Source organism: Pseudomonas sp. D1-36 (assembly GCF_051132205.1).
GTDB lineage: Bacteria > Pseudomonadota > Gammaproteobacteria > Pseudomonadales > Pseudomonadaceae > Aquipseudomonas.
Genome location: NZ_CP071674.1, coordinates 318446 through 338576 on the forward strand (window position 1 = coordinate 318446; position 20131 = coordinate 338576).

23 protein-coding genes are annotated in these 20131 nt (G+C 58.9%); 14 read left to right on the forward strand and 9 right to left on the reverse strand.

The window, feature by feature from the left end; all coding sequences use genetic code 11:
* Positions 1-8 precede the first annotated feature (8 nt).
* The 4 genes from rfbD to rfbB are packed head-to-tail and all read right to left on the reverse strand — an operon-like array spanning position 9 to position 3383.
* Positions 9-890 carry a dTDP-4-dehydrorhamnose reductase gene (gene rfbD, locus J3P76_RS01425; RefSeq protein WP_434649259.1) on the reverse strand — a complete coding sequence of 294 codons (882 nt, stop codon included), beginning with the start codon at positions 888-890 and terminating at the stop codon, positions 9-11.
* Positions 887-1432 (reverse strand): dTDP-4-dehydrorhamnose 3,5-epimerase, encoded by a 546-nt coding sequence (gene rfbC, locus J3P76_RS01430; protein WP_434649260.1) that lies wholly within the window; start codon positions 1430-1432, stop codon positions 887-889. The genes rfbD and rfbC overlap by 4 nt, the downstream gene beginning before the upstream one ends.
* Positions 1429-2304 (reverse strand): glucose-1-phosphate thymidylyltransferase RfbA, encoded by an 876-nt coding sequence (gene rfbA, locus J3P76_RS01435; protein WP_420766412.1) that lies wholly within the window; start codon positions 2302-2304, stop codon positions 1429-1431. The genes rfbC and rfbA overlap by 4 nt, the downstream gene beginning before the upstream one ends.
* Positions 2301-3383: a dTDP-glucose 4,6-dehydratase gene (gene rfbB, locus J3P76_RS01440; protein WP_434701436.1), complete on the reverse strand. Its 1083-nt coding sequence runs from the start codon at positions 3381-3383 to the stop codon at positions 2301-2303. The genes rfbA and rfbB overlap by 4 nt, the downstream gene beginning before the upstream one ends.
* A 198-nt stretch (positions 3384-3581) precedes the next feature.
* On the opposite strand from rfbB, the gene J3P76_RS01445 reads away from it, so the two are divergent.
* The 5 genes from J3P76_RS01445 (at position 3582) to J3P76_RS01465 (ending at position 10860) form a co-directional block, all read left to right on the forward strand.
* On the forward strand, positions 3582-6494 hold the full coding sequence (locus J3P76_RS01445; protein ID WP_434701437.1) for an aminotransferase: 2913 nt from the start codon (positions 3582-3584) through the stop codon (positions 6492-6494).
* Positions 6495-6745: 251 nt separating this feature from the next.
* Positions 6746-7624, forward strand: a complete 879-nt coding sequence (gene aguB, locus J3P76_RS01450; RefSeq protein WP_434701438.1) for an N-carbamoylputrescine amidase — start codon at positions 6746-6748, stop codon at positions 7622-7624.
* A gap of 3 nt (positions 7625-7627) precedes the next feature.
* Positions 7628-8734, forward strand: coding sequence for an agmatine deiminase (aguA, locus tag J3P76_RS01455; RefSeq protein WP_434701439.1), 1107 nt, complete (start codon positions 7628-7630; stop codon positions 8732-8734).
* 243 nt (positions 8735-8977) lie between these two features.
* Entirely contained in the window at positions 8978-9178 is a 201-nt protein-coding gene (locus tag J3P76_RS01460; protein ID WP_420766407.1) for a hypothetical protein, read from the forward strand.
* A gap of 395 nt (positions 9179-9573) precedes the next feature.
* Positions 9574-10860 carry an OprD family porin gene (locus J3P76_RS01465; protein ID WP_434561172.1) on the forward strand — a complete coding sequence of 429 codons (1287 nt, stop codon included), beginning with the start codon at positions 9574-9576 and terminating at the stop codon, positions 10858-10860.
* A gap of 70 nt (positions 10861-10930) precedes the next feature.
* On the opposite strand, the gene J3P76_RS01470 is transcribed toward J3P76_RS01465, so the two are convergent.
* Positions 10931-11689, reverse strand: coding sequence for a DUF4123 domain-containing protein (locus J3P76_RS01470; RefSeq protein ID WP_434701440.1), 759 nt, complete (start codon positions 11687-11689; stop codon positions 10931-10933).
* 399 nt (positions 11690-12088) lie between these two features.
* Between J3P76_RS01470 and J3P76_RS01475 the strand changes: the two genes are divergently transcribed.
* From J3P76_RS01475 to J3P76_RS01490, 4 genes are read left to right on the forward strand one after another with little or no spacing between them, the layout of a single operon-like run.
* Positions 12089-12835 (forward strand): 2OG-Fe dioxygenase family protein, encoded by a 747-nt coding sequence (locus J3P76_RS01475; RefSeq protein ID WP_434701441.1) that lies wholly within the window; start codon positions 12089-12091, stop codon positions 12833-12835.
* Positions 12836-12848: 13 nt separating this feature from the next.
* On the forward strand, positions 12849-13286 hold the full coding sequence (locus J3P76_RS01480; RefSeq protein WP_434702015.1) for a GNAT family N-acetyltransferase: 438 nt from the start codon (positions 12849-12851) through the stop codon (positions 13284-13286).
* A complete protein-coding gene (locus J3P76_RS01485) occupies positions 13283-13996 on the forward strand; it encodes an AzlC family ABC transporter permease (protein WP_434608323.1) in 714 nt (237 codons plus the stop codon). The genes J3P76_RS01480 and J3P76_RS01485 overlap by 4 nt, the downstream gene beginning before the upstream one ends.
* The gene (locus tag J3P76_RS01490) at positions 13975-14292 is read left to right on the forward strand and encodes an AzlD domain-containing protein (RefSeq protein ID WP_039592671.1); all 318 of its coding nucleotides are present in this window, start codon (positions 13975-13977) and stop codon (positions 14290-14292) included. Before J3P76_RS01485 ends, J3P76_RS01490 begins: the two co-directional genes overlap by 22 nt.
* On the opposite strand, the gene J3P76_RS01495 is transcribed toward J3P76_RS01490, so the two are convergent.
* Positions 14209-15132, reverse strand: coding sequence for a LysR family transcriptional regulator (locus J3P76_RS01495; RefSeq protein ID WP_434675742.1), 924 nt, complete (start codon positions 15130-15132; stop codon positions 14209-14211). The genes J3P76_RS01490 and J3P76_RS01495 overlap by 84 nt on opposite strands.
* Positions 15133-15466: 334 nt before the next feature.
* On the opposite strand from J3P76_RS01495, the gene J3P76_RS01500 reads away from it, so the two are divergent.
* A complete protein-coding gene (locus tag J3P76_RS01500) occupies positions 15467-15877 on the forward strand; it encodes an MbcA/ParS/Xre antitoxin family protein (protein WP_434561166.1) in 411 nt (136 codons plus the stop codon).
* Entirely contained in the window at positions 15877-16554 is a 678-nt protein-coding gene (locus J3P76_RS01505; protein WP_420766400.1) for an RES family NAD+ phosphorylase, read from the forward strand. The genes J3P76_RS01500 and J3P76_RS01505 overlap by 1 nt, the downstream gene beginning before the upstream one ends.
* A gap of 4 nt (positions 16555-16558) precedes the next feature.
* Here the strand turns inward: J3P76_RS01505 and J3P76_RS01510 are convergent, their stop codons facing one another.
* Together J3P76_RS01510 and J3P76_RS01515 are read right to left on the reverse strand one after the other, a co-directional pair.
* Complete coding sequence (locus tag J3P76_RS01510; protein WP_434608319.1) at positions 16559-18166, reverse strand: methyl-accepting chemotaxis protein; 1608 nt, start codon at positions 18164-18166, stop codon at positions 16559-16561.
* Positions 18167-18350: 184 nt separating this feature from the next.
* Positions 18351-18599: a LysR substrate-binding domain-containing protein gene (locus J3P76_RS01515; protein WP_434608317.1), complete on the reverse strand. Its 249-nt coding sequence runs from the start codon at positions 18597-18599 to the stop codon at positions 18351-18353.
* On the opposite strand from J3P76_RS01515, the gene J3P76_RS01520 reads away from it, so the two are divergent.
* Entirely contained in the window at positions 18518-18832 is a 315-nt protein-coding gene (locus J3P76_RS01520; RefSeq protein WP_434561160.1) for an SDR family oxidoreductase, read from the forward strand. The genes J3P76_RS01515 and J3P76_RS01520 overlap by 82 nt on opposite strands.
* 107 nt (positions 18833-18939) lie before the next feature.
* On the opposite strand, the gene J3P76_RS01525 is transcribed toward J3P76_RS01520, so the two are convergent.
* Positions 18940-19218, reverse strand: a complete 279-nt coding sequence (locus tag J3P76_RS01525) for a DUF3077 domain-containing protein (protein WP_434608314.1) — start codon at positions 19216-19218, stop codon at positions 18940-18942.
* A 329-nt stretch (positions 19219-19547) separates the two neighbouring features.
* Between J3P76_RS01525 and J3P76_RS01530 the strand changes: the two genes are divergently transcribed.
* Both J3P76_RS01530 and J3P76_RS01535 read left to right on the forward strand, forming a co-directional pair.
* Entirely contained in the window at positions 19548-19787 is a 240-nt protein-coding gene (locus tag J3P76_RS01530) for a type II toxin-antitoxin system RelB/DinJ family antitoxin (protein WP_027911784.1), read from the forward strand.
* Positions 19777-20067: a type II toxin-antitoxin system RelE family toxin gene (locus tag J3P76_RS01535; protein WP_434561156.1), complete on the forward strand. Its 291-nt coding sequence runs from the start codon at positions 19777-19779 to the stop codon at positions 20065-20067. The genes J3P76_RS01530 and J3P76_RS01535 overlap by 11 nt, the downstream gene beginning before the upstream one ends.
* Positions 20068-20131 lie beyond the last annotated feature (64 nt).

Consider the following 20131-nt stretch of genomic DNA (forward strand, 5'->3'; position numbering starts at 1 on the left):
CATTATGCCTAGGCTTGCCCGGCAAGGCACTGCTGCAACGCGCTTCGCCAGTCTGGTTGGCTCACGCCCCACTCCCTGGCCAGCCGGGTGCAGTCCAGGCGCGAGTTCAACGGACGCGGCGCCGGGGTCGGGTATTCGCTCGATGCGATGGCTTCAAGCACGGCGCAGGATTTGTGCTGCTCGACCAGGTGTTCACCGATGGCTTGGGCGAATCCGAACCAGGATGTCTGGCCCTGGGCTGTCAGGTGATAGGTGCCCCAGGCGCCGCGTTGCCCAGCTTGCCAGCGCTCGATCAGCTTCGCGGTGCTCTCGGCGATTGTCCCCGCCCAGGTCGGTGCGCCGATCTGGTCCGAGACGACGCGCAGATGGGGCTTTTCCTGCAGCAGGCGCTGCATGGTCAACAGGAAATTGCGTCCCGCGTTGGAATACACCCAACTGGTGCGCAGGATCAGATGCTCTCCGCCCGCCTGGCGGATGGCCTCTTCGCCCGCCAGCTTGCTGCGACCGTAGACACTCAGCGGGTTGGGCGCGTCGTCCTCGGTGTAGGGGGTGTGCTTGCGACCGTCGAAGACATAATCGGTGGAGTAGTGGATCAGCGGCACGCCCAGTTCGAGCGCCGCCTGGGCGAGCACGCCCGGTGCGATGGCATTGATGGCGAAGGCCCGCTGCGCCTCGCTCTCGGCCTGGTCGACCGCCGTATGGGCGGCGGCGTTGATGATCAGGTCGGGCCGCGCCGCCTCGATAGGCGCGCGCAGGTGATCGGGTCGGGCCATGTCGAGCTGGCTGCTGCCCAGCACCGTCAGTTCGCCGATGCCGGCCAGGCGCTTTTGAAGGGCTTGGGAGACCTGGCCGTTCCGGCCGATGATCAAGATGCGCGAGGAAGTACTCATGGGAACAGATCGGCCTCATGCAGGGCCTTGCCGGCCTGGTCCTTGGGCGACAGGATCGGTGCGCCTGGCAACTCCCAGTCAATCGCCAGGTCGGGGTCGTCCCAGCGAATGCAGCGCTCGGCTGACGGGGCGTAGTAATCGGTGGTCTTGTAGAGAAAGTCCGCCGAGTCGCTCAGTACGACAAAACCGTGGGCAAATCCAGGGGGAATCCACAGCTGCCGATGGTTCTGTCCCGACAGGCGTACGCTGGCCCACTGGCCGAATGTCGGCGAGCTGCGGCGAATGTCCACCGCAACGTCGAGTACCTCGCCGGCGGTGACGCGCACGAGTTTTCCCTGGGTTTGTTCGATCTGATAATGCAGGCCGCGCAGCACGCCCTTGGCCGAGCGCGAATGGTTGTCCTGGACGAACTGCACCGTGCGCCCCGTGGCTTCGGTGAATGCCTGGGCATTGAAACTTTCATAGAAGAAGCCGCGATCATCGCCGAAGACCTTCGGCTCGAGGATCAAGACTTCCGGCAGTCGCGAGGCGATGACATTCAACGTGTTTCTCCGGCAATCTTGAACAGGTATTGGCCGTAGCCGGTCTTGCCGAAGTAACTGGCGCGCTCCAATACGTGCTCGCGGCTGACCCAGCCCTGTTGATAGGCGATTTCTTCCAGGCATGCGACCTTCAGGCCTTGGCGATGCTCAATGGTCTGAACGTATTGCGAGGCTTCCAGCAGGCTGTCATGGGTGCCGGTGTCCAGCCAGGCAAAGCCGCGGCCAAAGCGCTCGACATGCAAGTCCCCTCGTTGCAGATAGGCATTGTTGACGTCGGTAATCTCCAGTTCGCCTCGTTTGGACGGCTTGATGGCTTTGGCGATCTGTATGACGTCGTTGTCGTAGAAATACAGGCCGGTCACCGCATAGCTGGACTTGGGGGCGGCGGGTTTTTCTTCGATGGAGACGGCGCGTCCTTCGGGATCGAAGTCGATCACGCCGAAACGCTCGGGATCCTTGACCCAATAACCGAACACCGTCGCACCGCGTGGGCGGTTGACGGCGGTCTGCAATTGTTCGCCGAAATGTTGGCCATGAAAAATGTTGTCACCCAGGATCAGGCAGACCGGATCATTGCCGATGAACTGCTCGCCAATCAGGAAAGCCTGGGCCAGACCGTCGGGGGTCGGCTGCTCGGCGTAGCTGAAATGAACGCCGAACTGGGCGCCATCGCCCAGCAGATTTCGATATTGGGGCAGGTCCTGCGGGGTGGAGATGATCAGGATTTCCTTGATGCCGGCGAGCATCAGTACCGAGATCGGGTAATAGATCATCGGCTTGTCGTAGACCGGCAACAACTGCTTGGAAACCCCGAGGGTGATCGGATGCAGCCGCGTGCCGGAACCGCCGGCCAGAACAATGCCTTTCATCATGCAATCGTATCCTTGTTTTCGAGCGAGCCAAGGCGCTCGCCTTGATAGCTGCCATCCTGCACGCGCCGGCACCACAGCAGGTTCTCCAGATACCACTGCACGGTCTTGCGCAGCCCGGTCTCGAAGGTTTCCCGAGGGGTCCAGCCCAGCTCCCGTTCGATCTTGCCGGCGTCAATAGCGTAGCGCAGGTCATGCCCGGGACGATCCTTGACGAAGGTAATCAGGTCCGCATAGCGCTCGACGCCCTCGGGTTTATGGGGCGCGAGTTCTTCGAGCAGCGCACAGATGTTGCGCACGACATCGATGTTCTTCTGCTCATTATGGCCACCAATGTTGTAAGTCTCGCCGACTACACCTTCCGTCACGACTTTGAGCAGCGCCCGGGCGTGGTCTTCGACGTAGAGCCAGTCGCGCACTTGCTGGCCGTCGCCATAGACAGGCAACGGCTTGCCCGCCAGCGCATTGAGGATGACCAGCGGGATCAGCTTCTCGGGGAAGTGGAACGGCCCGTAGTTGTTCGAGCAGTTGGTCAGCAGCACGGGCAAGCCGTAGGTGCGCTGCCAGGCCCGGACCAGGTGATCGGACGCTGCCTTGCTGGCTGAGTAAGGCGAGCTGGGGGCGTAGGCGGTGGTTTCGGTGAACAGGTCATCGACGCCGTGCAGGTCGCCATACACTTCGTCGGTGGAAATATGGTGGAAACGAAACGCCCGTTTTTGCGGTTCGGCCAGGGCCTGCCAATAGGCACGGGTTGCTTCGAGCAAGCTATAGGTGCCGACGATGTTGGTCTGGATGAAGTCCGCCGGACCGTCGATGGAGCGGTCCACATGGGATTCGGCGGCCAGGTGCATGATTGCGTCAGGTTTGAACCGCGCCAGCACCGCGCTGATCGTTGCTTGATCGGCGATGTCCGCCTGCACGAATTCGTAGCGGCTGTCGTGATCAATGCTGCTCAGCGACTCCAGGTTGCCAGCGTAGGTCAGCTTGTCGAGGTTCAGGACCTGGTGCTCGGTATCAAGAATCAAATGCCGTATGAGAGCCGAGCCGATGAAGCCGGCACCGCCGGTGATGAGAATGCGCATCCGGTTAAGCCTTTTTTCGATAAGACGATACAGCGATGGAGCATAGCTTGTCGGCATGACGAAGAGCGTGCAAGCGAATCTCCCTTGGGAACGGGCCAAGGGAAGCAGGCTCACTACTTAATAAGAAGTGGGGGTTGCTAATCCTCCGACTCAATGGCGAGATAAGCATCCAAAACAAAACCACTCAGGGGTCGTTGTATGCCGCTCGCTACGTTGGTTCACCGTGCCAGTTTGCCAAGCCCACAGATCAGCGCCGAACAGGCGTTGGTGCTGCTGCGCTCGAATTACGGACTCAGCGGTGACCTGCGACCCCTCGGCAGCCATCAGGATCTCAATTACCGCGTCGACAGCGACCGCGGGCGGTTCGTATTGAAGATTTGCCACGGCAACTATGCCGTCCAGGAGCTCCAGGCCCAGCATGCCGCGCTCAAGGCGCTGGCCGGGCATGGCGCGGTAAAGGTGCCTGCGGTCATGGCGGCCAGCAATGGCGAGGACCTGTTGACGCTTGAGGTCGACGGGCAAACCGTTCACGTGCGGTTGCTGGAGTACATCGAGGGCCAGTCCCTGACCCAGCTCAAGCATCTTTCCCGCGACCTGGTGACAGGGCTGGGGCGCGTGTGTGCCGAGATGGACGTGGCCCTCGCTGCGTTCGATCATCCCGGCCTGGATCGCACATTGCAGTGGGACGCGCGTCATGCGCCGGCCTTGATCGATCATTTGCTGCCCGTCATCAAGGATGAACAACGACGCCGATTGATCGCCGAGGCGGCGCAACAGGCCGAACGGCGTTTGCAACCACTCAAGGAAAGCCTGCCGGTGCAAGCGATCCACATGGACATCACCGATGACAACGTGGTCTGGCAGCGGGACGCCCTGCGCCAATGGCAACTGCAAGGCGTCATCGATTTCGGTGACCTGATCCGCACCTGGCGTATCACCGATCTGTCGGTAACCTGCGCGGCCCTGCTGCATCACGCCGATGGGGACCCGTTTTTCATCCTGCCGGCGATCCGCGCCTACCACCGCGTCAATCCGTTGCAACGCGAAGAACTCATGGCGCTTTGGCCGTTGATTGTCGCCCGCGCCGCGGTGCTGGTGCTCAGCGGTGAGCAACAAGTGGCTATCGATCCGGGCAATGAATACTCCCGTGACAATCTTCAACATGAATGGGAGATCTTCGATGTTGCCCATTCAGTGCCGCTCGAGTTGATGGAGGCGGCGATTCTCACCGCCGCCGGCCACAGCCTGCCGCCTTTCGCCAACGAGGGTTTCGCGCCGTTGTTGCCGAGTTTGGTCGGGCGAGATTTCGCCCTGATCGACCTCGGCGTCCTGAGCCCGCATTTCGAGGCCGGCAATTGGGAGCAGGCGGGAATCGACCAGCGCCTGCTGAGCGAAGCGGCTGCGGTGCATGGATTGGCGGCCAGCCGCTACGGGCAATATCGGCTTTCACGCACCCGTCCGGACAGTGCCGTCGAGCCCGATACCTTTCCATTGCACGTGGAATTGCATGTGCCCCACGGTACGCCGTTGGCGTCGCCCTTCGCCGGGGTTGTGCACAAGGATGCCAATGGCTTGCTGCGGCTCGACGGCCCGCAACTGAGCTTGCATGTGTGGGGCGTGTCTTCGTCGCTGCGTTCCGGGGCCTCGTTGACCAAAGGCCAGGCACTTGGCGAAGTGGCTGGCCCTTTGCGGGTCCAACTGTGCCGAGGTGAACATCTGGCGCCGCCGCTGTTCTGTGCGCCGTCGAGGGCGCCGGCTTGGCAGGCGCTTTGCCCCTCGCCCGCGGCGTTGCTGGGGCTGGCTTGCGATGCTGAGCCGGAAATCGACCCCGAGGCGCTCCTGGCCCGTCGCGATGCGAGTTTCGCCCGGTCGCAAAAACACTACTACGTCGACCCGCCACGCATCGAGCGCGGCTGGCGCAATCACCTGATCGACATGCAGGGCCGCTCCTATCTGGACATGCTCAACAACGTCGCGGTGTTGGGGCACGGCCATCCGCGCATGGCGGCGGTTGCGGCCCGGCAGTGGTCGCTGCTCAATACCAACTCGCGCTTTCACTATGCGGCGATCGCCGAGTTTTCCGAGCGCCTGCTGGCGCTGGCACCGCCGAACATGGACCGGGTGTTTCTGGTCAACAGCGGCACCGAGGCCAATGACCTGGCGATCCGCCTGGCCTGGGCCTACAGCGGCGGGCGCGACATGCTCAGCGTGCTGGAGGCCTATCACGGATGGTCGGTGGCGGCGGACGCGGTCTCGACGTCCATCGCCGACAACCCCCAGGCCCTCAGCAGCCGTCCAGACTGGGTGCACCCGGTGACAGCGCCGAACACTTATCGTGGTGAATTCCGCGGGGTCGACAGTGCGCCAGACTACGTGCGCAGCGTCGAGCACAACCTGGCGAAAATCGCCGAGCAGAAACGCCAGCTCGCCGGTTTCATTTGCGAGCCTGTGTATGGAAACGCCGGCGGCATCGCATTGCCGCCAGGCTACCTGAAGCAGGTGTATGCCATGGTGCGCGAGCGTGGCGGTGTCTGCATCGCCGACGAGGTGCAGGTTGGCTACGGGCGCATGGGCGAGTTTTTCTGGGGCTTCGAAGAGCAAGGCGTGGTGCCGGATATCATCACCATGGCCAAGGGCATGGGCAACGGCCAGCCACTGGGGGCAGTGATCACCCGCCGGGAGATCGCTGAGGCGCTGGAAGCCGAGGGGTATTTCTTCTCTTCCGCAGGCGGCAGTCCGGTCAGTTGCCAGATCGGCATGGCCGTGCTGGATGTCATGGAAGAAGAAAAGCTGTGGGAAAACGCCAGGGTGGTCGGAGGACATTTCAAGGCCCGCCTGGAGGCGTTGATCGACCGGTATCCGCTGGTCGGAGCGGTGCATGGTTCGGGGTTTTACCTGGGAGTGGAATTGATCCGCAACCGCGACACCCTCGAACCGGCCACTGAAGAAACAACGGCGCTGTGCGATCGTTTGCGCGAGCTGGGTATCTTCATGCAGCCGACCGGTGATTACCTCAACATCCTCAAGATCAAGCCGCCGATGGTCACCACGCGTCAAAGCGTGGATTTCTTCGTCGATATGCTGGCGAAGGTGTTGGAGGAGGGGTTGTAGCCAATCTGAAACGCCACGCTGTTCCCCTGTGGGAGCGAGCTTGCTCGCGATGACGGTTCCAGGCCGATAATTGTTTGACTGGTCTACCGCTATCGCGAGCAAGCTCGCTCCCACAAGTTTTTCCGACGGTTATTTATCGATTTTTGTCGGCTCTGGAAGCATAGTTTCAGGGAAAATTGGCCTGATTCTATTCTAAAGTCGATTTTTATCGGCTATAAAGGCGGCTCTGTCCATCGCCCAGGAGATGATTCATGAGCCGTATCGTTACCGTAGCCGCTACTCAAATGGCCTGTTCCTGGGATCTTGAAGCCAATATCGAGACCGCCGAAAAGCTCGTTCGCCAGGCCGCTGCCCAAGGCGCGCAGGTTATCCTCCTCCAGGAACTGTTCGAGACGCCCTACTTCTGCCAGAAGCCGAACCCGGATTACCTGCAGTTGGCAACGCCGGTCGATGAGAACATCGCCATCAAGCACTTCCAGAAACTTGCCGAGGAGCTGCAGGTCGTGTTGCCTATCAGTTTTTTTGAACTGGCCGGCCGGGCGCGCTTCAACAGTATTGCCATCATTGATGCCGATGGACGGAACCTGGGCGTCTACCGCAAGAGCCATATCCCGGACGGTCCTGGCTATCATGAAAAGTATTATTTCAATCCTGGCGACACCGGTTTCAAAGTATGGGATACCCGCTACGCAAAGATTGGCGTAGGCATTTGCTGGGATCAGTGGTTCCCGGAATGCGCCCGCAGCATGGCGCTGCAAGGCGCGGAGATCCTGCTGTATCCGACCGCTATCGGCAGCGAGCCGCACGACAAGACCATCTCGTCGCGCGATCACTGGCAACGCGTGCAACAGGGTCATGCGGGCGCCAACCTTATGCCGCTGATGGCCAGCAATCGCATCGGCAACGAAGAGCAGGATGGCTACGACATCACGTTCTACGGCTCGTCGTTCATTGCTGATCAGTTTGGCGAGAAGGTCCAGGAATTGGACGAAACCGAAGAAGGCGTGCTGGTGCATAGCTTCGACCTTGACGAGCTGGAACACATTCGCAGTGCCTGGGGCACTTTCCGTGATCGACGGCCGAACCTGTACGGCGCGATCAAAACCCTCGACGGCTCACTGGAGTCCTGATTGATGACAACTTTGCACAGCACTCCGCGCGCGGACGGTTTCCACATGCCCGCCGAATGGGCGACTCAGACTCAGGTCTGGATGATCTGGCCCGAGCGCCCGGACAACTGGCGCCTGGGCGGCAAGCCGGCGCAGGCTGCCCATGTCGCGGTCGCCAAGGCCATCGCCCGTTTCGAGCCGGTGACCGTTGCGGTGTCCGCTGCTCAGTATGAAAACGCCCGGGCGCGCCTCGATGTGCCGAATATTCGTTTGGTGGAAATGTCCAGCGATGACGCCTGGGTCCGGGATACCGGCCCGACGTTCGTCGTCAATGACAACGGCGAAGTTCGCGGCGTCGATTGGGATTTCAACGCCTGGGGCGGGTTCGACGGTGGGCTGTACTCGCCGTGGAATCGCGATTCACAAGTGGCCGGCAAGATTCTCGAAATCGAGCGCAGCCCGCGCTATCGCACCGAAGGTTTTGTACTCGAAGGCGGTTCGATCCACGTCGATGGCGAAGGCACGTTGATCACCACCGAAGAATGCCTGCTCAACCGCAATCGCAACCCGCACATGAGCCGCGACGACATCGAGGCAGTGCTCAGCGCCCAGTTGGCGGTAGACAAGATCATCTGGCTGCCGGACGGCCTGTTCAATGATGAAACCGATGGCCACGTGGATAACTTTTGCTGCTACGTGCGCCCTGGTGAAGTGCTGCTCGCCTGGACCGACGATCCGCAGGACCCCAATCATGCCCGCTGCCATGGGGCGATGGAGGTGCTGCGAAACAGCACCGACGCCAAGGGGCGCCCGTTCACAGTGCATAAAATGCCGATCCCTGGGCCGTTGTACGCCACCGAGGAAGAATGCTCGGGCGTTGACGCGGTGGAAGGATCCCAGGAGCGCAATCCGACTGTGCGCCTGGCCGGTTCCTACGTGAACTTCCTGATCGTCAACGGCGGCATCATTGCCCCGAGTTTCGATGACCCGCTGGACGGTCCGGCCAAGGACCTGCTGCAAAGCCTGTTTCCGGAGCATGAAGTGGTCATGGTACCGGGTCGGGAACTGTTACTGGGAGGCGGAAACATCCATTGCCTTACCCAACAGCAGCCGGCGCCGCGCATAAAATGAGTGGCGATGTAACAGCCGGGTGACACTCATCGCAGCGGCTCTATGCCGGTGTTTTTGGATCCATCCCGGCAAGCCCGCGTCCTGATTGGGGCGCGGGCTTTTTTGTGTCTGGCGGGCTACCAGCGCGACGACATTGGCATAGCTCTTGTATCGTTATTTCGGCAGTTCTGGGGCAGTGGAGCTGCGTTGTTTTGTCATAAACCTCGGATAGATTGGCCGCTCATCAACCAGGAGGGCGCTGGAATGAACATGATTAGCGAGCGCACATGCCATCCTTTGGCTGTAAATGGTGAGTCGCTTCAAGCCGTGGCGCAGTGGTTGAAATCCAACGGAACGCGTCAGATCAGGGAACCTGATCCGCGCCGGATGATCATGGAACGCTACCCCGCTGGCCTGTTCAGCGAGGCTGAGCTGGAAGCGTTGTGGGATGTGATGCAAGGATAGAATTCAACGGATTGATAAAAAGCGCTGACCGCGAGGGCAGCGCTTTTTTTATGAGCGACTGTTTACCCGCTCATGTAAACGGCTTGCTCACCATGGTGGCGTCTCTACCAACCCGACATTCCCTAGGACCGCATGCTTACTTGAATCCGTTTCCGGAAATTTTTTGCCTGATTTCAGAAGATTCACGAAATTGACACAGGCTTCCGGGCGCGACTAGGATTCGCCCACGCCTGTGGCTAACAGCCATGACTCTTAAATAATAAAAAGGCCCGACACGATGATTCGTGGGCGGGCCTTTTTATTATTTCCAGGAGCAAGAGTCCGAATAAAGAGCGCTAAAGCGCCATTCCGGTTGCCGGTTGCAGTGCGAATCAACCCGTACAAGGAAAATAATCATGTTGAACAAGCGCTTTACTTTGATAGCACTGGGGATATTGAGCAGCACACAAGCCATGGCCAACGACCAGGCTGAATCCAAGGGGTTCGTTGAAGACAGCAGCCTGAAAGTGCTGTTGCGCAACGCCTACATCAGTCGCGACTACAAGGACGGCAACCGGGACAAGGCCGAATGGGGCCAAGCGGCCATCGGTACGTTCTCGTCCGGCTTCACCCAAGGCACCGTGGGCGTAGGCGTGGACGCCTTCGGCCTGTACGCACTGCGCCTGGACGGCGGCAAGGGGCGCACCGGTGCGCAAGGCATCGACTTTTTCAAGAAGGGTGACAGTGGCAACGCCGCCGACGACCTGTCCAAGTTCGGTGCCGCGGTGAAGTTCCGGGTTTCCAACACGGTGCTGGCCTACGGTGACCAGATGCCGGCCCTGCCGGTGTTGAACTATGACAACTCGCGCCTGCTGCCGGAAAGCTACACCGGCACGCTGATCACCTCCAAGGAAATCAAAGGCCTTGAACTGAACGCAGGCCGCTTCACTGCCGAGTCGCGCAAGAGCGCCGAAGGTCGTGACAGTGGTGGTCTGAAGTCGATCAACGTGTTGGGCGGCAGCTATCAGTTCACCGAGCAGTTCAAGGCTTCGCTCTACGCCTCGGATGTCGAAGACGTCTTGAAGAAGCAATACGTGAATGCCAACTACGTGTTCCCATTGGCCAAGGATCAGTCCTTGACGCTGGACTTCAACGGTTATCGCACCAAGCTGGACAACAGCTACGTTCGCGAAAACAACGTCACCGGGGACGACAATAAGATCTGGAGCCTGGCGGCGACCTTCGCCACCGGCCCGCACAGCTTCACGCTCGCCCATCAGCGCAGCACCGGCGACAGCAACCTCGGCTACGCCTACGGTGGCTACCAGCGTGACCAGAACCGTGTCGGTGATGGCGGCAATACCATCTACCTGGCCAACTCGTACTGGTCGGACTTCAACGCCGAAGACGAGCGCAGCTGGCAATTGGGCTATGGCCTGGATTTCACCACCTTCGGTGTACCGGGCCTGACTTATAACGTGGCCTATGTGCGTGGCGATAACATCACCACCTCCACCAGCGAAGGCGGTACCGAGCGCGAGATCTTCAACCAGTTCAAGTACGTGGTCCAGGGCGGACCGGCCAAAGACTTGAGCGTGCGGTTGCGCAGCTCGTTCCTGCGCGTGTCGCAGAAGTCCAGTGAGTACAACGTCAGCGGTAATGAACTGCGGGTGTTCGTGGATTATCCGATCAATGTCTTTTGATCGTTGACTGCATCGCCCGCGTTTGATGAAAAACCCGATCTTTGGATCGGGTTTTTCTAAGTGCCTACCTTTATTCCAAGACCGTTTTCTGTTCAAGGCGCAGGACATCAAGCAGGGTTTGCTGTGGATTGGCTTCAGCGCCCATGAGCTTTGAAAAATAGCTCACCTTGCGCTTGAGAACACTCCTGGGCCATGCGCAATGGATATCAGGATGTTCTTCTTCGAGCCACTGCATCAGATTGTCGATCGGCGCAGACTGGTCCTGCTCGGCTAAAGCATCGAGTAACCCTTGCGGTACTTCCCACCATGGCCAATCCTGGACCATCGGCACCTTCCTCGGGCTTGCTTCCAGCGGTTTGCCATTGATCAAATACCGTTCGAACACCGGTAGCAAGGCTTGGGCGTCGTCTCCCAGGCCTTCAAGGATCGGATAGATGAAACGTCCATCCCAAAACCGGAAAAACACCTCGCGACCTTTCGGCATTTTCACTTGCGTCAGGCTGCGCAGATGCCCCAGCACCTCCTCCGGTTCACAACGGGAGACAGCAAGCCAGCCCCAATCGAGGGCGTCGGTTTCGGTAATCCATGGCAGGAACGTTGAGTCGGGGGCGAGTTTCGTGACGTAGGGCATTACCGCATGCCAGGTGGAATAGGGCGTTTCGCTCCAGATAGGCAGGAGCGGATGGCTAGGTCCGCTCAGGCGATAGGTCCCCAGGGCGTCCGTATCGCTCGCCGCGCTAATGATCAGGTAAAGGTGTTCGTTTTCCCGCAGGGGCTGTTGGGCCAGCCAGGCGATGGGGTCGAGGGTCTTGAACGCCAGGGTCGTCATCCGGCTCTCCTTGCCAAGGGTATGGGGCCGGGCTTCACCCGGGGATGAGGCGCAGCAATCAAGGATCAAGCCAGGTTCGGCGAGTGCCGCGTGGTTCGGTGTTTACGACGGATTTTCAATGGCTTGGAGGAGCGGAAGTCGAGAATGACGAGCAAAAGATGCCTGATTGATTGCGCACTGTTGTGCCATGACTTGCGCACCCTCGTGGCGTCGAAAGCTGTGGGCGGTCTTTCCCCGGAATGAGGGTTCTGCGATGCAATTTTCCCAACGTAAAGTCGTACTAATGAAACTTTTTGCACCGTTTCAAACATCGCTTGAAATGCTTCAAATACTTTTTCATGGACGCAAATCCTGCACCTAATAGATTAGTCCGCTCAATGTAGTGGAGACCTATGAAAAATGATCGTTTTGAACAGGGAAGTGGGCGAAGCGCTAAGACGTGACAAATACGTCAACGTCCGCGGTGGAGACTTCAATCTCTACGGTCATTTCGGCGATTTTGTCCGGCTGACCAAAAGCTGGGAAAATATGGAGCCCGACAGCTATTACGGCCAGACCGAGTCAGGCATGCGTTTTCGCCGCTACAGCGATTTCGAATACAACCCCACGACTCGTGAACTCAAGCAGCTCGAACACCGAGCCTATGTCCAGTCCAAGGCCAACAACAGCTACGTGGGCGGATTGGAGCGGCACTTCCAGGATTTCTCCAATGAAGTGATCAATTCTCCGGTGATGCGCAGCCTGATCGACACAGACTTCGACGTGTACAAAAACGTCCTGCCCCAGGAATTGCATGACGAAATCTGGCAATGCCAGATCCATCAGATCCGCATCGAGATCAAGCCGGGCAAGCAATTGGAAATCACCCCGGAAGGCATCCATTGCGACGGCTATCCGTTCAGCGGCGTCCATTTCTGGGGCCGAAATAACGTGTCCGGTGCAGAAAGCCGTCTCTACAGCCCTCAGGAAGAACAACTGGCGGCAACCACTTACGAGGATATCCTCGATACGACATTCTTCCTCGATCGGGACATGCGCCATTATGTGACCCCGGCGCGCAATATCCACAGCCATGAAATGGCGTTCAGGCAGATTCTGGCGATCTCCTTCTCGCGGCCCGGGACCGCTTTTGACATTGTTCGCTGAGCAGCTCGAACCGATGGACGATTCGGTGCAGCAAGTCCTGTTGCGCCGAGCCATGGTCAGGGACGCGGAGCGACTGGAGCAGTTTTTCCGGGGTTTTGCCGAGGTGTCATTCTGCGAGTGGCAGGATGCGCGGTTCCTGCGCGGTGTGTTGTTGCAGGACACCACCACCGCCTACATGGCATTCGATGCGATGGGTGAAGTCGTCGGCGCGGTCATCGGCGGCATGCTGGGCACTCGAGGCACTATCAATCACCTGGCGGTCAGCCCGAGGCATCGTACCCAAGGCCTGGGCCAGCGTCTGGTGGAAGCGGCATCGGCGGATATGAAACGCGTGGGTGTACTGCGCATGTTTCTGTTCGTCGACGATGCCAACCTGGCTGGCAAGCGCTTCTGGGCCGCCCAGGGGTTCTGCGAGCCTCAGGGTGAAATCACTTTCGAGAGGGATTTATGAACAAGACTTCCAGCCAGCCGCTGGTGGTCGAACCACAAGCCTCGCGAACCTTCGCTGAAGCCAGTCCGGTAGTTGCGGGTTATTTCACGGTTTCGTTTGTGTTCGGCCTGATGGCGGTGAATGCTGGGCTGCCATTGTGGCTGCCAGTTGCGATGTGCCTGTTCGTCTACGCAGGCGCCTCGCAGTTCGCTGCGCTGGCGCTGATTTCCAGCGGTGCGTCGTTGACCACGATCGTGCTCACCACGTTCCTGATCAATGCGCGCCACATGCTCATGTCCGTCTATATGGCCAAGGCATTACGGGCGTTGGGGCTCAGTCGGTTCGAGCGCTGGTGCTACGCGGCGGGGCTTACGGACGAGTCGTTCGCCTTCCACAGCGTCAAGCTGGGTAGCGGGGCCCCGGTCAGCTTGCGCTACCTGATTGGCTTCAACCTTTTTTGCCATGCGTCCTGGGTATTGGGCGGCTTGTTGGGGGCCATCTGCGCGCAATATGCAGCGCACCTGATCAAATATCAGCTCGATTACGCCCTGACAGCCATGATGCTCTACGTCCTGGTTTCGCTGTGCAATACGCGCAACAAACTGATTGCGGCTCTGGCGGCGGTCGTCTGCATGGGCGTGCTCAGCCTGGCGGGCAATTCACCGTTCAACGTATTCATCGCCACGTTTGTTGGCTGCGGGGTGGGCGTATGCCTGACCAAACGTTCCTGATCCTTGTCGTTGTGTTGATGATGGCCGTGACCTTCCTGCCGCGGGCATTGCCATTGCAAGTCAATACGGAAAACTGGCCACCCTTCGTCGCCCGCGCGCTGGAATACCTGCCGGTAGCGATTGTCGCCGCCATCAGCCTGACTCCGTTGTTGATCAAGGATCAACAGATACAAATCGACCGCCCTGAGTTCTATGCTGCGATTCCGACACTGCTATGTGCGTATTTCAGCCGCAACCTGTTTCTCAGTGTGGCGGTGGGCACGGCGTCGTATATCGCGCTCGGTTCGTTCCTGTAGCGTCAGGTCTACCACATCGTGCAGCGCCTGGTCGCAAAGCTCGGGATTGTTAACCGCCAGGCGCACTTCCAGGAAGTCTTCGAAATCCGGGAAGATGGCCAAGCCGTTGCGCATCGCCGCGTCCCTGGAGACAAGCCCCAGGCCGTCGAGCTGGGTGATCAGCGACAAGGTCAGCGTTTCGCTGCAGGAATACACCATCCTCTGGCTGGGTCCGTATTCGCCGAGACCCGCGTCGAGAAAACGCAAGAAGCTGTGGGAATACGGGCATTCCTGCGCAGGGCGCACCTGGAATTTGTCGACGAGCAAGCCAAGGGAGTCATCGTGGTTACCGCAATGGGCCCCGACCACCTGCACTTGCACATCCGGCATCGGGATACTGGTGAAACCGCTTTGTTGGCCGATCAGGATCGCCAGGTCGAAATGCTCGTTCTTCAGCTTGCTCAGGTTCTCCATCGACTCGGCATAACTGAACTCCAGCTGGTATTCAGGAAAAACCGCGATCAGGCGATCGATCATGCGTCGATTGAAATCGGGCGTAAGCGTCGTGTTGAGCGCCACTTTAAGGCTCCGTTGCCTGGGGGCCTTGAGCGCCGCGACCTTTTCTTCGAGTTGCCGAGTGGCCGCCAAAACCTGATCCATGAAAGGCGTCAACTCAGAGCCTTGGGTCGTCAATGTCAGGCCTTTGTTCGAGCGACGAAACAACCGGAACCCGAACTGTTCCTCAACCTTGTTCAATTGCGCCGCCAATGCCTGCACCGTAAGGCACGACTGTTCCGCGGCGGCCGACAACGAGCCGGTCTGCATGATGCGCATGAGATTGCGTAAGGTTCTGCTATCCATGAGGTAATGCCCTCTGCTTAAGTGGGCTCGCTATTGTTGGGCACCTGGCCGGGTCTGGCGGTGCGATGCTGGCTATCATCAAGCACCTTGTCACGCTTGTCGCGGTTTTGTGGCGAAAAGCGCTGGCAGGCGATGATTGGAGCTTATGCGCGATTCTGGATTTTTGCTGGGGCGGCGTGTAGGCCAATTCAATTAACCCGGAATACGGGACGCATCGTGTAGAGAAGCTGACTTTATTACAGTCGATGTTGTACGTTTTTGAATTAAAATTTAATTTTTGTACGCATATGTACTAATCTTCAGATATCAACCTGTAGCAAAGGAGCCAGACCTCATGGCGACCTCTTCGATTACCTTGAGTACCCAGCAACAATTGGACTCCCCGGATGCGGGTCGAGTCGCTTTGAAGTTTTTCTTCAATCTGATGGAGTTGTGGGGCTGCAGCGTCGAGCAGCAGCGCACCTTGTTGGGAAAAGTAGGAAACACGACCTTTTACAAGTACAAGCAGTTACCCGAAAACGTCAGGCTGCCGCGAGACACCCTTGAGCGCATCTCATACCTGATGGGTATCCATAAAGCCCTGAGCATCATTTTCAGCAACAGCCGCGACCGTGTGTATCAATGGGTCAGCAGCCCCAATGCTGCCGCGCCGTTCAACGGTCAGTCAGCGCTGTCGTACATGTTGGCCGGGCGGGTGGTGGATATTGCCGATGTGCGGCGGTACCTCGACGGAGTACGTGGTTGATGGCGCCGCCTCTGGCGGAACCGCAATGGAAACGGGCCTATCGGATCGTCAATAGCAGTTTCCCGCCGATCACCCTGTTTGAAGATGTGCTCGATCCGCAAGACCTCGCCACCGCCTATGCGTTAGAAGCTTTGACCAATGATCGGCTCATGGAAGAAGCCGGCGTGCTCTCCAGGGTTCGTCCTGAAGATCGCGTTTCGGGTCCTGGTTCGTCACCCGTGATGGCGGCATTTACCCATATCGGCAAAAGCAGCCGTTTCAGCGATGGCACGTTTGGCGTCTATTACGCTGCCAGCAGCCAGGAAGCGGCCATTGCCGAGACGTGTTACCACCAGGCTCGGTTCTTGGGGGCGACCAACGAGCCGGACCTGGAATTGACCATGCGTACCTATGTCAACCAGGTCGTCAGACCCCTGCACGACATCCGCCACGATTATCCGCATCTGCACAATCCAGACCCCACGGCCTATGGCCCGTCCCAGGTATTTGCCCGGGAGTTGCGCGCAACCTTGTCCTGGGGGCTTTTGTATAACAGCGTCCGCCTGCCTGGTCACGAATGCATCGCCGCGTTCCGGCCGCCGGCGGTGTCGATTCCGGTGCAGGGCAAGCATATTCGTTATGTCTGGAGCGCCCAGAAACGGGAAATATCGTTTGTGTTTGAGGTAAATCAGGTGTGATAGATCATATCTTGAACTGCTGCACCGAAGCCTGCATCGAGCCTGCGGCATCGTTCAAATGATCTGCCGTTTTCGTCAAATCGTGGATCGAGCGGGTGTTTTCCCTAGACTGCTCGGCGATCGACTCCACCCGTTGGGCCATCTCATCGCTGGCTTTTGATTGCTCGGCGATGGTCTGGGAAATTTCCTCCACCACTTCGGCGGCATGCCGGGCGCCTGTGCGGATTTCACTGATAGAAACCCCGGCCTGCTGCGCCAGGTTCACGCCTTCGTCCACTCGACTGACACAGGCCTGCATGTTCGCCACCGCATCTCGTGCGCTTGATTGGATGCGCTCGATCATCGCGGTGATTTCCTGGGTGGATTGCGTCGTGCGCGCCGCCAGGTTGCGTACCTCGTCGGCCACCACCGCAAAGCCGCGGCCCGCCTCGCCGGCGCGAGCGGCCTCGATGGCTGCGTTGAGGGCCAGCAGATTGGTCTGTTCGGCGATGCTCTTGATCACCTGGATAATGGAATGGATGTCCTCGGACGATGCATCCAGCGCGGTGATTTTGCTGGACGACTGGGCGACCACTTCGGCGATCCGATTCATCCCTTCCACCACGCCAAGGATCACCTGCCCACCGCTGCTCGCCAGTTGTTCTGACTGCGCCGAAATGGTCCGCGCACTGTCGGCGTGCTGATGGATCTGGCTTATGTTCGCCATCATTTGCTCCATGCTCGCCGCCATGCTGGTGGCGCTCTGGGCCTGCTGGTCGGCGCTGGAGACAATCTGCCGCGCCGTATCGCCCAGATTCCGTGACGTGCCATGCAACTCATCGCTCTGACCGCGAATGGTGGCGATCATCTGCCGCAGATTGATTTGCATCTGTTCGATCACACCCTGCAGCTGACCGAGTTCATCCTGGCTTTGTGTTCCCATCGAACGCTGCAGATCGCCTTGGGAAATCGCCTGGGTATTGAGGATGATCTTGTTCAGTGGGGTGAGCACGGCCCGGAGCAGGCTCCAGGACAACAGCGCCAGGGCGACACAGGTCGCCAGCAAAGTCACGAACAGCCAGCGCTCCGAGGTCTGGATACTCTTGTCCTGATGTTCGCGGGATGATTGCGCCTGGTTTTCGATCAGTTCGCTGACCGCCTCGTTGCGTTCTTCCAATGCTGAGAATGCGCCGTCGAATTCTGCCCGCAGCGCGTGGGCATCCAGGGCGCCGCCCAGCGCCTTGCCGATGATCTGCTTGGCTTTATCGATGTATGTTTCGACTTGCGGTTTGAGTTCGCCAATTGCCCTGGAGACATCCCCTGGCAACTTCGCCTCGGCATTCTCGGCGATAACCTTGCGCATCCGCTGCGTATGCTCATCGAACCCCTCCAGCACCTCCTTCGCGCCCTTTGCATCCCCTGGCGTCACCAACAGAGCGGCCAACACATCGGCACGAATGGCGTCGTGCATCATGTCCGCCTCCATGTGCTTGCGCATGGCCGAAATACTGGTCTCGTTCTGCACCAGGGCCTCGGTCATGGAGTGATAGCCCCACAATCCGATCCCGCCGAGCAGCAACGCAAAGGAAAGACTGACCAACCCCGAGCCTATGACTTTGGTGCGGATCTTCATCGCTAACTGCTCCTGGAGCGAGATGTCTGGGCAAGTGTAGTCAAGCGCCAGCAGAGTCTTGGGACGGCTCATACCTGAAGCTATCGGCGGGAGAAATGATTGGATGAGCCGGTGGTGAGAGAGCTTGCTCCCGTTGGGCTGCGAAGCCGTCCTTCTTTCCCGCAGTGAGCCGGAAGCAGACATTTCAGGAAAAGGTCAGGGCGCCCTTCGCGACGATCTCGTCCCATGGCGTAGGGGTAGGAAACAGTTCGTTCAGAAAACCCACGAACGCCTTGACGTTCGGGCTTCCCCGACGGCTCTCCGGCCACAAAGCGGTAATGGAGGAACGGTCGACGGCAAATTGTGGAAACAATGGCGTCAGTTCTCCCCGGGCGACATAGGGTGCGGCAACATAAGTGGGTGAGATGCCGATGCCACCGCCAGCGGCGAGCACCGCAGCCACCGCATCGCTGGCGCACGCTGTCTCCAGGCCCGATCGATACGCCTATCTTCAGCAAAGCCTTGGGTGAGGGGCGCGATGCGTACGTTCGCGCATGGGAGCAGGTGCTGCCGCTGCATCGCGTGGGCACTGCCGCTGAAGCAGGCGCGGCTACGGTTTTCCTGATGACTAACACGTTCATGAACGGCGCCACGCTGAACATCGATGGCGGTGCGCGGTTGGTCTGACCCAAACCCGTGGCGAGGGAGATTGCTCCCGCTGGGCTGCAAGTAGCCCCTTTTATCCGCTCAAGCCAATGCTGCCCCATCCAGCGAGCAGCATTGGCCCGCTCCCCTTAAACCGGATGACTCCCCGGCGCCTCCAGCACCTTCACCACGTCATCAATGACGGCCTTGCTCATATCCTGCAAATAATACGAAGCCCAGGCATACCGATCCGTGCCGCGAATCATCGCCGCTTCCTCGGCGAGGACTTTGGCGACGTGGAGCAGGTCGGAAGCGTGGGATAGGGCTTCGTCAATGGGGATGCCGTTGTTGACGCGGAATAGCGGGCGGTCGGAGTGGTAGGAGAAGGGGGTTAGGCCTGGGGTTTTGAGGTCTTTGGGATGGGTCATTGCGCACCTCCGTTCGCCAATTGGCGGCGGGTGGCTGGCAAAGTGATAAAGCGAGACTGCAGCAGATCCTCGTTTTGTATGTGCGGATCTGCCGAAAACATCCCGTAGTTTTAGCGCATAAAAAAAACCGCACGATTTGAGCATGCTGACCAGGTCAACCTAGGCTTGGCGGGTATTTGGCAGCCATTTTAGGTTGCTGGAAAAGGTCGCCAACGTCCCGATAAAAGTATTTGTAACCCTGGATTGGAGATGAATGAGTTCTGGGGCTTGCCGGACTCAAGCTTTTCCTTCACTGTAAAGACTAACGTCATTACAGCGAGGACTATCTCATGGCTTCCATCAACGTTCGTATCGACGACGACCTCAAGGCGCGTGCATACCGCGAGCTGGAAAAGCTCGGCGTCACCCCTTCTGAGCTGATGCGCCAAGCTCTGCAATACGTAGCGGAGCGCGGCCAGTTGCCGTTCAAGCCCGTCCTGATGACCGAGGACGATGAAGCCCTGATCGCAACGGTGCGCGAGCGACTCGCAGCCCCGCAGCGGGTTAAGGTTTCGCTAGATGACCTATAACCTCGAATTCGATGCACGGGCGCTAAAGGAATGGCAAAAGCTAGGGAATACCGTCCGTGAGCAGCTCAAAAAGAAGCTCACGACGATCCTGGCCAATCCGCGCATCGAAGCAAACCGACTGCATGCCTTTCCTGATTGCTACAAGATTAAGCTGCGGAGCAGCGGTTATCGGCTGGTTTATCAGGTGATTGATCATGAGGTCGTGGTGTTTGTCGTGGCCGTCGAGAAACGTGAACGAGATCAGGTTTATCGGAAAGCGGCTGAGCGATTAGGTGGTTGAGTTGTCGGTGAGTTGTTGGCCTCATCGCGAGCAAGCTTGCTCCCACAGAGTTTTCAGGAATGGA